The organism is Anaerotruncus sp. (assembly GCF_057433415.1).
This window is the reverse complement of record NZ_DBMDHH010000036.1, coordinates 1-11,081: the sequence shown is the minus strand read 5'-3', so window position 1 is coordinate 11,081 and position 11,081 is coordinate 1. Positions and strand designations below refer to the sequence as shown.

Genomic DNA, 11,081 nt, shown 5'->3' with positions numbered 1-11,081 from the left:
CGGGAAAATCTCCTTTCCAACAGGAGGGGGCGCGCGGAACATACCGCGCGCCCCCTCTTTGCGTAAGCTCCGTGGAACCCGATAGCGGGCCGGTTCAGCACGCCAAAAACTGGAGGAAACAGGAATTGAAACGGTCGAGCTCGTCGTAGAAGATGCCGTGGCCGCTCTGGTCAAAGGGATAGAGGACGGCGTTTCGGATGCCTTGCTGCGTGACGAGCGCGAGGTCGAAGGGGACGACCCGGTCCTGCCGGCCGTGGAAGACGCCGGTGGGGACGCAGACCCTTGCGAGGTCGGCGCGGCCGTCCTCGTCGCGCAGGGCGCAGGCGGTCTGGATGGTGGCGATGCCCGACGCGGAGAGGGAGACGTCGCCCAGCCAGTCGGTGATCGCCTGGCTGTGGGGAAGCGCGAAGAGCATCCCGCCGAACTGCCGGATGAGCGCGGGGCGGTCGGTCGAGGCCCCCGCGGCCCACTGGTCGACCGCGCTCGCGGGGACGCCGTGGCAGAAGCCGGGGGCCTGCGTCAGCCTGGGGGCGGCGGCCGAGAGCAGCGCGAGCTTTTTGACGCCATAGCCGCGGTGGCGGGCCATGTAGCGCAGGACGATCGCGCCGCCCATCGAGTAGCCCGCGAGGGTGAAATTTTGCAGGTTGAGGGCGCGCACGACGGCGTAGATGTCGTCGGCCATCCGGTCGTAGGTGTAGCCGCAGGCGGGCTTGTCGGAGCTGCCGAAGCCGCGCAGGTCGATTTCGACGACGCGGTAGCCCTTGCAGATGAGCGGCGTCTCCTGGTATTCAAAGATGCGGTGGGAAAGCGGCCAGCCGTGCACGAGGAAAACGGTCTCGGCGGCCGTGGGATTTAAATCATAGACGGCGATTTTGACGCCGTCGTTCGTTCGGACATAAAACATGGAAAGAATCCTCCTTCCTCCCATTCTATGCGCCCCGGCGGGCGCGGGTGCGGGAGGAGGGCGGGGCCCGGGACGGTCATTCGTCCGCGAGGCGGACGAGGGTCAGCTGGATCGAAACGGCTGCCATGCGGTCGACCGCGTCGAGCGTTTCGACGGGCGTGAGGTCGCCCTGCGCGGCGCGGAAGAGGCAGAGCCGGTCGCCCGCCGCCAGCCGCGCGATTCCCGTTCCCGCGCAGGGCGCGGCCTCGCCGTCCTCGGCGCGGCCGAAGCTCGCGTGCCCCGCCGTGTCCGCGTCCTTCTCCGAGCGCAGGACAAACACCCCGGAGAAGCCCGGCGCGAGCACCACCCGGTGGCTGATGAGGTAGAGCCCGCCCGCCGGGACGGTGACCCACCCGTCCTCGAGCAGGAATCCGCCGGCATTGCAGGGATTTGCCTGCGCGAGCGGCAGCACGCTGTTCGGCTGCAGGACCTGCCGCCCCGCCGTATAAAAGCTCGCGGCCGCGAGCCCCGCCGGCCCCGCTTCACCGCGCGGCCCCACAGGGCCCGCCGCGCCTCTCGGCCCGCGCGGTCCGGTCGGTCCCGTCGCGCCCGCGGCCCCCATTTCACCGCGTGGACCGGTCGGTCCCATCGCTCCCGCGGCCCCCGTTTCACCGCGTGGACCGGTCGGTCCCATCGCGCCCGCGGCCCCCGCTTCACCGCGCGGTCCGGTCGGCCCCGTCACGCCCGCGGCCCCCGTTTCACCGCGCGGTCCGGTCGGTCCCATCGCGCCGATTGGCCCGGTTTCGCCGCGCGGTCCGGTCGGTCCCGTCACGCCCGCGGCCCCCGCTTCACCGCGCGGTCCGGTCGGTCCCGTCGCGCCCGCGGCCCCCGTTTCGCCGCGCGGGCCGGTCGGTCCCATCGCACCGATTGGCCCGGTTTCGCCGCTCGGGCCGGCCGGTCCCATCGCGCCGATTGGCCCGGTTTCGCCGCGCGGTCCGGTCGGTCCCATCGCGCCGATTGGCCCGGTTTCGCCGCGCGGGCCGATCGGGCCCATGGCACCTGTGGCTCCCGTTTCGCCGCTCGGGCCGGCCGGTCCCGTCGCGCCCGCGAGCCCTGCCTCGCCGCGCGGGGCGTATGGAACGCCGTTCCTGTCCGGCTGCGCCGCGCCGCCCGGCCTGCGCGGTCCCGGCGCGCCTGCGGCGCGCTGGACGCCGCCCTGCGGGGGCGCCGTCCTCGGCGTCCCGCCCGGGACCGCCGCGCCGATGGGCGGCGGGACGACCCCCCAGCGCCCGCCCATGGAAAATTCCGAATTTCCGTATCGCAGCATTAAAATACCTCCCAACCGGTCAATAAATCGTCTGAAACCATCCTATTCAAAAATCGGCGCGGGGGTTCCGCGCGCATACGAAAAGCGGCCGGTCCCCTTGGGGACCGGCCGCCGGAAAGGCTGGCTGGAGCTCACATGATGTGTTCCTCGCAGATGTTGTCGACCACCTGGTAGCCGATTTTGTTGTAGCCGTCGGGGATCTCGGTGCCGTCGGTGTTGACGCAGTCGGGGATCACATCCACGGCGCAGGGCGCGGGCTCGCCGCCGGATTCGGGCGGCCGCTTGGACTTCGCGCGGTCTTTTTTCGGCATAAAATCACCTCGGCTTTTAGTGTTCCCCGCCGGAAAGGGAAGATGCAGAGCCGGGGAAAGCAAAAACCTCCCGGGAAATCTTCCCGGGAGGTTTTGCTTTACGGCCGCAGCCGATTTTTCATTCAAAATCATCGAGGCGGATGGCCGTCTCCTCGTCGAAGAGGGAGGTGCCCTCCTCGCGCTCGTAGAACTGCGCGCCTTCGGCGGTGACGTAGCCGTCGCGGTCGACCGTGTCGCGGATGTCGAAGACCGGCTCGCCGTTGACCGCGAGGTAGAGCGGGTGGTAATAGCTCGGCGACATCGCGAGCACCACCTCGAAACGGTCGGTCTTTGTGCGCCCGCCCAAAGTGAGGTCGGCGGTGCCGTAGGTCGTGATGAACGCGCCGTCGCCGGTGAGCTGTTCCCGGTCGTGGTGGAAGGCGACCGAATCGGCCTCATAGTAGGCGGGTATCATCGCGTAGAGGGTGCTTTCCGCGGCGGAGACGATGAACTGGTCGAACAGCTCGTCGCGGCTTCCGGTGCTGATGACGTTCGCGCCGTCGTCAAAGCCGGGCTCGCTCTCGTCGTCCGCCTGCCAGTCGCTCTCGTCGTCCGGCCACCAGTCGCCGTCTATCGGGGAAGCCTCGGAGACGGGCGCAATGGCGGCGTCCACGGAGGAATGGGAGTCCGCCGCGAAGCTGAAGATGAAGACGGCGAGGATGGGGAGCACGAACACCACGACGATCACCACGATCGCCGCAATGAGGCAGCCGCGGTTGGCGGGCTTGGGGTCCGCGCCGCCGAGCGCGCCGGCCGGCTTGCCGGTATAGGTGGAGCGGGACGGGCGCTCCTGCGAGCGGTAGCCGGGCTCCTCGCCGCGGAAATAGTTCGCCCGGTCGCGCTCGAAGACGCTCTGGTCGAATTCGTCCGAAATGTCGTAGCGGTCCCTGTTCGGCGGTTCCGCGTCCCGCCGCTCGCGCTCCTCCTCGATTTCGCGGTTGCGCCGCCGGATGGTGCACATCGCGCACAGGTCGGAAATCGTGCTGCTGGGAAGCTCCTTCCCGCATTCGGAGCAGCGCTTTTTCGGCGCGCCCGGTCGGACGCAGGGCGCTTCCTCCTCATCGCCGCAGGGCTCCCCGGCCTCCTGCGGCTCCTCCTCGACACACTCGCCGCAGTAGGAGCAAAAAACGCTGTCGTCCCGGATTTCCCTTCCGCATTTGCTGCAAAACATGGCTTTCCTCCGTATGGGCGCGTGGCGCCCCAATCATGTTGGTGGGCTTCCTCGCTTACGCTCAGGAACAGAACCCGAGCGCGACCTCCGCGCAGGTGGCGGCGTCGGGGGTATAGCTGTCCGCGCCGATCTCGTCGCAGAACGCCTGGGTGACCGGCGCGCCGCCGATCATCACCTTGACCCCGCCGAGTGCGGGCGTGCCGTTGCGGAGCGCGACGACGGCGCGCATCTCGTTCATCGTGGTGGTGAGCAGGGCGGAACAGGCGATGATGTCCGCGCCGTTTTGCTCGGCGGCGGATATGTACTTGGCGGCGGGCACGTCGACCCCCAGGTCGATGACCCGCAGGCCCTTCCCCTCGAGCATCATTTTGACGAGGTTCTTGCCGATGTCGTGCCGGTCGCCCTTGACGGTGCCGAGCACGACGGTGCCGCGCACCTCGCCGCCGCTTTCCGCGAGCAGGGGCTTGAGCAGCTCAAGTCCCGCGTTCATCGCGCGCGCGGCGATCATGACCTCGGGGATATAGACCTTGTTCGCCTTGAATTTCTCCCCGATGCCCCCCATGCCCGCAAGCAGGCCGCCGTTCAGGATTTCCCCGGCGGAAAGGCCCTCCGCGATCGCGCGGGAAACCGTTTCCTTGACGGCGGGCGCGCGCCCCTGCTGCAGGAGCCGGCTGATTTCATCCAAAAGCTGGGACAACCGATTTTCCCCCCTCAAATGCCAAAAACAGGCGCGGATTCCGATTTTCCGCTACAGCAATCATACCCTACTTTGGCGCTGATTTCAAGCGGGTGGGCGCAAACGGGCGCCCGGAGATTCTGGATGGCCGGGGGACCGGGGATTTCCTCCCCGGGAAGAAGCAGGGAGGGGGAGGGGACAGGGCTTTCCAATATCGTAAACCTTGTGTAAACGATGCCCGGTGTTCACAGACAGTTCATAAACGCCCGGTATCCTGAGTGCGTATCGATTCAGGGAGGAGGCACACCCATGCAGTTTTCTGCGGACAACTCCGGACAATCGACATCGCGGAAGCGGACAAAAAATACCCCCATCAGGAAGCTGACGGCGCGCGCCCTCGCGGTGACGCTTGCGTTCTTCTGCGCGGTGAACATTCTGGCGCTTCAGCCGCCCGCGCGCACCACGCGCACCGTCGTCACCACGGAAAAAATCCCCTACAGCGTCGCCTACCAGGACGAACCCGCCCGCTACCGGGGCTATACCGAGGTCGTCTCGGCTGGGATTGCGGGCGAGCGGGAGATCCGTTCACAGGTCGTCTTCGAGGGCGACCGGCCGGTCAAGGTGCTGTCGGTCCAGTCGACCGACACCGCCCGCCCCGTCGACCAGGTGGTCAAGAGGGGCACCCGGGTGCTGCGAAGCGAAACCGCCGACGGCAGCCGCTGGGTGTCCTCCTTCATCCGCCCGCTCAAGACCGGGTGGCTGTCGGCAGATTTTTACGACTATCCCCACCACAACGGCATCGACCTCGCCGCCCCGCACGGCACGCCCGTCTACGCGGCGGCGCAGGGGCGCGTCGTGCTCGCGGGCTGGTACGGGGAGTACGGCAAGTGCGTCATCATCGAGCACGCCGACGGCTCCCGCACCCTCTACGGGCACAACAGCTCGCTCGACGTATCGGTCGGGCAGGAGGTCAAGCAGGGGGAGAAGATCGCCAACGTCGGCTCGACGGGCAACTCCACCGGCAACCATCTGCATTTTGAAATCCGCATCGGGTCGAGCTTTTTGGACCCGCTGGTCTACATCGACAAATAGCGCGGGAAAAGCCCCGGGACGCTTCGGAGGAAGCGCCCCGGGGCTTTTCGCGTGGCCGGCGGCCGCACTTTTGGATTCGGCTATGACGCCTGCGCGTTTTTCGTGATGAGATCCATATGATCTTTGATGCAGAGCGAAAGGTCCTCAAAAAAAGCGCGCGCATCACTGTCGTTCCCAAGAAAGGGAATCATCAGGCTGGCGATCACATGGTGGACCGTTTTTTGCATTTGCTCCTCCGTCTGATTGACTACCATGATCACGAATTCCTCGCACAATACGTTTGCGGCAAGTTCGGGAGTATCAATGACAAAATCCAATGCCATACGGTCAACCACTTCGCCGATCGAAAGCCCGGTGTTTTCGCAGTGCTTTAACAGGGCCTCTTTTGTTTTGGTCATGATGGTTGCTTCAATGGTCGTCAGTACCTTGTCAGGCATTGCGCTTCCTCCTCGTCATGCGTTTTGGCGAAGCTGCCAATTTCCCAGTCCTATGTTAGCACAAATGTTTATCGAGCACAACCCCTATTTAGGGACATTTCTATTAATAGATCATTTTGTTGGCTTTGTATAGTTGGTATGCTATTTGTAGAAGATATCCCTAGATAGGTGGTGGTGCCCGTGAACTGTAAAAGCATGGGAAAGAAGCTTAAGTCATATAGAGCGAAATGTGGTTGGAGCCTGAAAGAGTGTTCAGAAAGGATAGGCATCAGCACAAGGTATCTGGCCGATATTGAACGTGGCGATAAAGTGCCAAAGCTAGAAACGTTCCTGCTGATCCTGAACACTTTGAATGCTTCTGCCGACGATGTCCTTCAAGATAGTTTGGTCGTTGGCTATGAAGCCAAGAGTAACGACATGATTAGGAAGTTGAATGCTCTTGATGTTACCAAGAGAAAGCAAGCGTTGGATATTTTCGATAGTGTCATATCTTCGCTGAAAGAATAAAAGCCTTATAACGTAGCAAGAGGGTGGGGATCATGATAGATATACTCAAAGAAATTACGAAACTCCGCTTGGCTCGGAACTGGACTGAGTATGATTTATCAAAACATTCCGGACTGTCTCAGTCAACGATATCCACCTGGTACCGCAAGGGACAAACGCCAACAATACAAACGCTGGATAAGGTGTGCAAAGGATTTGGAATTACCTTATCACAATTTTTCTCAGAAGGGGATGACCCCATTTCGCTTACGCCAGAGCAGGGAGAAATGCTTGATAATTGGTCGGCGCTAAATCCAAAGCAGCAACAGATCATTATGGACTTGCTTAGAAATATGTTTTGACAACAATTGATGTCGAATACCCCCCTTTTTTTGTATAGTTGGTAAATAGCCGCTCCAAATAAAAAAGAACGCTTCAAAATGAAGCGTTCTTTTTGGAGCGGGTTACGAGGCTCGAACCCGCAACCCCACCCCGCGAAAGCGCGCTTTCGCGGGGACCCCGGGACCTCCGGATTTAAAATGTCGGTGGAGGCAGCGGGTTCGTTCTCGCGAAAAAAGAAAAAGAACGCTTCAAAATGAAGCGTTCTTTTTGGAGCGGGTTACGAGGCTCGAACTCGCTACCTCCACCTTGGCAAGGTGGCGCTCTGCCAAATGAGCTAAACCCGCGCTTGGTGCCTTCGGTCGGAATCGAACCAACGACACGAGGATTTTCAGTCCTCTGCTCTACCAACTGAGCTACAAAGGCATATTTGGCAAAGCGGAAAGGGAGAAAAATGGCGACCCGGATGGGGCTCGAACCCACGACCTCTAGCGTGACAGGCTAGCGTTCTAACCAACTGAACTACCGGGCCACAACTGGTGGGAACTACAGGGCTCGAACCTGTGACCCTCTGCTTGTAAGGCAGATGCTCTCCCAGCTGAGCTAAGCTCCCACATTTGCCTTTGGCGACTGAACGTCCAACAAGCGACGTAAATTATTATACATTGCCTGTCCCGGAATGTCAACCGCTTTTTTCAAAAAAGCGCTCCCGCATAATCCTGGCCGCCCTGCAAAAACTATCGGCAGGAGGTGAGCGCCATGCTCGAAAAAAACCGGCTGATCCATCCCGAACGGAAACGGTCCCGGACCCGGCACGACCATTTCGCACAGGTCGACCCGAACGCGGAAATCACCAGCGCGTTCATCAACCAGGCGGTATCCCAGGCGGAGGGCGCTCCCGAGCCGCCCGCGCCGGAGAACCCGAACCGGAACTAAACGAAACGGACGCGGCATCTGCCGCGCCCGTTTTTTATCAGGGTGAACTTCGGCTCAGTCGAACGCCAGGTAGGGGGAAATCTGCTCGAGCGTCTTCTCGCCGATGCCGCTGATCTCCAGAAGCTGTTCGGGGGAGTCGAGCGTACCGTAGTCGCGGATGTAGGCGCGGATCGCTCCGGCCTTTTCCGGCCCGATGCCGGGGAGCTGCGTCAGCTCCTCCTCGGTGGCCCGGTTGATGTGGACGACCACCCCATCCAGCTCGGGGTAGGGGTTTAAAACGGGCGCGGGGGAAAAGGCGATGCTGGCGGGGACCCGGGGCGGCGCGGTGGCGACGTTATAGCAGATGAGCGCGGCCGCGAGAAGTCCCGCGGCGGCCCAGATGAGGCCCGTGCCCGACCGCTGTTTCATGCCGCCGCCCCCTTTCGCTCCCATGGGGAAATGATACCATCCCGCCGCAGGAAACGCAAGCCTCCCGCCGCAAAATACGCGGCGGGAGGCTTGTGTTCAGAAAACGACGGGGTTCAGACGATGTACAGCAGGACCATCAGGTAGTGACAGACGCTGCCGGCAATGACGAAGAGGTGGAAAATCTCATGGAACCCGAACCGTTCGGAGAGGTTGGGGCGCTTGACCATGTAGATGACGCCGCCCACGGTATAGGCGAGCCCGCCCACCACGAGCAGCACGATCCCCGGCAGGGGCAGCGCGCCCACCGCGGGCAGGTCGACGGCGATCGCCCAGCCCATCAGGATGTAGAGGGTGGTGCTCAGCCACCGGGGCGCGCCCAGCCAGAACATCTTCATCAGGATGCCCGCGGCGGCGACCGCCCACATGGCGGCGGTGAAGACGAGGTTGTTCGGGCGGGGGAGCAGGGTGAGCAGCAGCGGCGTGTAGGTCCCGGCGATGAGCACGTAGATCATCGCGTGGTCGAGCTTGCGCAGCGCGGTCTGGATTTTGGCTGCGGCGTTGGTGAAATGGTAGATGCTGCTCGCGCAGTAGAGCGCGATGAGCGACAGGCAGAAGAGAATGCAGGAGACGGCGGTGACCGCCGTGACCCCCGGCGTCACCGCGAGATGCACCCCCATCACGACCAGGCCGATCACGGACAGCCACGCCCCGATGAAATGGGTGTAGCTGCTGATGGGGTCGCGCGCTTTCAGGAAGATCCGCGGCATAGTGGCACCTCACAACAATATAATGTAGTTTTAATAACTATATGATACTATTATAATATCACATATCGAAGAAAAAGCAACTGCATCTTGAAAAAGTTCACAAAATCATGTAGAATTGGGGACAGGGAATTCCGGCCGGGAGGGAAGACGATGAAAACCTTTGATGAAATCCTGTCCGCCGCCTTTGCGGACGCCGATCTCTCCGCCGCCGACGTGCCGCGCATCGACCTCTATATGGACCAGATCCTGACGCTGGTGGACGAGGGCCTCGCGGGCAACAAGCGGTCGGCGGAGGATAAGCTGCTGACCAAGACGATGGTCAACAACTATTCCAAGGAGCATCTTATTATGCCCGTCAAGGGCAAAAAGTATTCCCGTGAGCAGGTGATGCAGCTGCTCTGCATCCTCACCCTCAAGCAGCAGCTCGCGCTCTCCGACATCAAAAGGCTGGTGGCGGGGGAGGGGGCGCCGGGCGGCTTCGAGCGGGCCTACGGGGACGCGCTCGCGCTCAAAAACCGCCTGCGCCCGAAGCTCGAGGCGCTGCTGCGGGAGGAGCTTTCGGACGCGTCGGGCCTGGAGAGCCGGGAGCGGGCGCTCGCGCTCGCCCTCGCGCTGGCGGGAGCGGCGACCGAGCTGCGGCGGGTGTGCGAGGGCGTCGTGGAAAACGCCCCGGAGGGATAGCGTCCGACGGGCGGCGGGGGCAAAGCCCCCGCCGCCTTTTGGCGCGGCCGCGTCCCTGCCGCCGAATCCGCTGAAAAGGCAGATTTTCCGGCGGTCCCGCTTGTAATTGGACGGGAACTTTATTATAATATAGAGTATTGTAATTTGCCGAAAGAGGCTATTGGAGGAACAGACATGCCGAAACAACTGGAAAAGGTTTACGACCCCAAGCAGGTTGAGGATAAAACCTACCGCTTCTGGGAGGAGGGCCGGTATTTCCACGCCGAGCCCAACCCCGAAAAGAAGCCCTACACCATCGTCATCCCCCCGCCGAACATCACCGGCAAGCTGCATATGGGACATGCCCTCGACGAGACGCTCCAGGACATCCTGATCCGCTGGCGGAGAATGCAGGGCTACGAGACGCTCTGGCTGCCCGGCACCGACCACGCGTCGATCGCCACCGAGGCGAAGATCGTCGAGGCCATGCGGCAGGAGGGCGTCACCAAGGAGGACCTCGGACGCGAGGGATTTTTGAAGCGCGCATGGGCGTGGAAAAAGGAGTACGGCGGCCACATCATAGACCAGCTCAAAAAGCTCGGCTCCTCCTGCGACTGGGAGCGGGAGCGCTTCACCCTCGACGAGGGATGCAGCAGGGCGGTCCGCGAGGTGTTCGTCAACCTCTACGAAAAGGGGCTCATCTACCGCGGCGAGCGAATCATCAACTGGTGCCCCCACTGCAAGTCGACCATCTCGGACATCGAGGTGGAGTACGACGAGAAGGACGGCTTCTTCTGGCACATTAACTACCCGATCGTCGGCACGGACGAGGTGCTCGAGATCGCGACCACCCGCCCCGAGACGCTGCTCGGCGATACCGCCGTCGCGGTGCACCCGGACGACGAGCGCTACAAGCACCTCGTGGGCAAAAAGGTGCTCCTGCCGATCGTGGGCAAGGAGATCCCGATCATCGCGGACGAATACGTCGAGATGGACTTCGGCACCGGCGTGGTGAAGATCACCCCGGCGCACGACCCCAACGACTTCGAGGTCGGCCTGCGCCACGACCTGCCCGTCGTGAACGTCATGAACGACGACGCCACCATCAACGAACACGGCGGCAGATACGAGGGCATGACCCGCGAGGAGTGCCGCAAGGCGATCGTCGCGGACCTCGAGGCGGGCGGCTACCTCAAATCGGTCGAGCCCTACAAGCACAACGTCGGCGGCTGCTACCGCTGCGGCAGCGCGATCGAGCCGCGCGTCTCCAAGCAGTGGTTCGTCAGGATGGAGCCGCTCGCCAAGCCCGCCATCGAGGCGGTGCGCAGGGGCGACACCAAATTCGTGCCCGAGCGGTTCGACAAGATCTACTTCAACTGGCTGGAAAACATCAAGGACTGGTGCATCTCCCGCCAGCTCTGGTGGGGCCACCGGATCCCCGCCTGGTACTGCCCCGACTGCGGGGAAATGGTCGTCTCCAAAGAGGACCCGGACGCCTGCCCGAAGTGCGGCGGAAAGCACCTGGTACAGGACCCCGACACCCTTGACA

At 62.7% G+C, this 11,081-nt stretch carries 14 protein-coding genes and 4 tRNA genes; 6 read left to right on the top strand and 12 right to left on the bottom strand.

Annotated elements, in window-relative coordinates; genetic code table 11:
• Nucleotides 1-94: 94 nt before the first annotated feature.
• From ACZO3G_RS10280 to ACZO3G_RS10260, 5 genes are all read right to left on the bottom strand, one after another.
• Nucleotides 95-904 (bottom strand): alpha/beta fold hydrolase, encoded by an 810-nt coding sequence (locus tag ACZO3G_RS10280; RefSeq protein WP_101549544.1) that lies wholly within the window; start codon nt 902-904, stop codon nt 95-97.
• A 76-nt stretch (nt 905-980) separates the two neighbouring features.
• Nucleotides 981-1,442, bottom strand: a complete 462-nt coding sequence (locus ACZO3G_RS10275; protein WP_288234695.1) for a hypothetical protein — start codon at nt 1,440-1,442, stop codon at nt 981-983.
• Between the two features lie 899 nt (nt 1,443-2,341).
• Nucleotides 2,342-2,521, bottom strand: coding sequence for a hypothetical protein (locus tag ACZO3G_RS10270; protein ID WP_101549546.1), 180 nt, complete (start codon nt 2,519-2,521; stop codon nt 2,342-2,344).
• A 118-nt stretch (nt 2,522-2,639) separates the two neighbouring features.
• Nucleotides 2,640-3,731, bottom strand: coding sequence for a zinc-ribbon domain-containing protein (locus ACZO3G_RS10265; RefSeq protein ID WP_277138749.1), 1,092 nt, complete (start codon nt 3,729-3,731; stop codon nt 2,640-2,642).
• A 61-nt stretch (nt 3,732-3,792) separates the two neighbouring features.
• Nucleotides 3,793-4,428: a corrinoid protein gene (locus tag ACZO3G_RS10260; RefSeq protein ID WP_276874527.1), complete on the bottom strand. Its 636-nt coding sequence runs from the start codon at nt 4,426-4,428 to the stop codon at nt 3,793-3,795.
• A 288-nt stretch (nt 4,429-4,716) separates the two neighbouring features.
• Here ACZO3G_RS10260 and ACZO3G_RS10255 point away from each other — a divergent pair, with 288 nt between their 5' ends.
• A complete protein-coding gene (locus ACZO3G_RS10255) occupies nt 4,717-5,499 on the top strand; it encodes a M23 family metallopeptidase (protein WP_276874523.1) in 783 nt (260 codons plus the stop codon).
• Between the two features lie 80 nt (nt 5,500-5,579).
• Here the strand turns inward: ACZO3G_RS10255 and ACZO3G_RS10250 are convergent, their stop codons facing one another.
• Nucleotides 5,580-5,936, bottom strand: a complete 357-nt coding sequence (locus tag ACZO3G_RS10250) for a hypothetical protein (RefSeq protein ID WP_276874519.1) — start codon at nt 5,934-5,936, stop codon at nt 5,580-5,582.
• A 180-nt stretch (nt 5,937-6,116) separates the two neighbouring features.
• On the opposite strand from ACZO3G_RS10250, the gene ACZO3G_RS10245 reads away from it, so the two are divergent.
• Together ACZO3G_RS10245 and ACZO3G_RS10240 are read left to right on the top strand one after the other, a co-directional pair.
• Nucleotides 6,117-6,443: a helix-turn-helix domain-containing protein gene (locus ACZO3G_RS10245; protein ID WP_276874516.1), complete on the top strand. Its 327-nt coding sequence runs from the start codon at nt 6,117-6,119 to the stop codon at nt 6,441-6,443.
• A gap of 32 nt (nt 6,444-6,475) precedes the next feature.
• Complete coding sequence (locus ACZO3G_RS10240; RefSeq protein WP_276874512.1) at nt 6,476-6,784, top strand: helix-turn-helix domain-containing protein; 309 nt, start codon at nt 6,476-6,478, stop codon at nt 6,782-6,784.
• 248 nt (nt 6,785-7,032) lie between these two features.
• On the opposite strand, the gene ACZO3G_RS10235 is transcribed toward ACZO3G_RS10240, so the two are convergent.
• The 4 genes from ACZO3G_RS10235 to ACZO3G_RS10220 all read right to left on the bottom strand — a co-directional run bounded on the left by ACZO3G_RS10235 (nt 7,033) and on the right by ACZO3G_RS10220 (nt 7,374).
• A tRNA-Gly gene (locus ACZO3G_RS10235) sits at nt 7,033-7,108 on the bottom strand.
• A 3-nt stretch (nt 7,109-7,111) separates the two neighbouring features.
• Nucleotides 7,112-7,187: transfer RNA gene (locus ACZO3G_RS10230), tRNA-Phe, on the bottom strand.
• Nucleotides 7,188-7,216: 29 nt separating this feature from the next.
• Nucleotides 7,217-7,293, bottom strand: a tRNA-Asp gene (locus ACZO3G_RS10225).
• 5 nt (nt 7,294-7,298) lie between these two features.
• Nucleotides 7,299-7,374 (bottom strand) — tRNA-Val (locus ACZO3G_RS10220).
• A 146-nt stretch (nt 7,375-7,520) separates the two neighbouring features.
• On the opposite strand from ACZO3G_RS10220, the gene ACZO3G_RS10215 reads away from it, so the two are divergent.
• Complete coding sequence (locus ACZO3G_RS10215) at nt 7,521-7,697, top strand: hypothetical protein (RefSeq protein WP_158595683.1); 177 nt, start codon at nt 7,521-7,523, stop codon at nt 7,695-7,697.
• Nucleotides 7,698-7,751: 54 nt separating this feature from the next.
• Here ACZO3G_RS10215 and ACZO3G_RS10210 read toward each other — a convergent pair whose 3' ends face one another.
• Both ACZO3G_RS10210 and trhA read right to left on the bottom strand, forming a co-directional pair.
• Nucleotides 7,752-8,105 (bottom strand): ComEA family DNA-binding protein, encoded by a 354-nt coding sequence (locus ACZO3G_RS10210; protein ID WP_276872561.1) that lies wholly within the window; start codon nt 8,103-8,105, stop codon nt 7,752-7,754.
• A 113-nt stretch (nt 8,106-8,218) separates the two neighbouring features.
• Nucleotides 8,219-8,872, bottom strand: coding sequence for a PAQR family membrane homeostasis protein TrhA (gene trhA / locus ACZO3G_RS10205; RefSeq protein ID WP_101549563.1), 654 nt, complete (start codon nt 8,870-8,872; stop codon nt 8,219-8,221).
• Between the two features lie 150 nt (nt 8,873-9,022).
• Between trhA and ACZO3G_RS10200 the strand changes: the two genes are divergently transcribed.
• Both ACZO3G_RS10200 and ACZO3G_RS10195 read left to right on the top strand, forming a co-directional pair.
• Nucleotides 9,023-9,553 (top strand): DUF1836 domain-containing protein, encoded by a 531-nt coding sequence (locus ACZO3G_RS10200; RefSeq protein ID WP_101549565.1) that lies wholly within the window; start codon nt 9,023-9,025, stop codon nt 9,551-9,553.
• Between the two features lie 174 nt (nt 9,554-9,727).
• On the top strand, nt 9,728-11,081 hold a 1,354-nt coding region (locus tag ACZO3G_RS10195; RefSeq protein ID WP_486847148.1), incomplete at its 3' end, for a valine--tRNA ligase.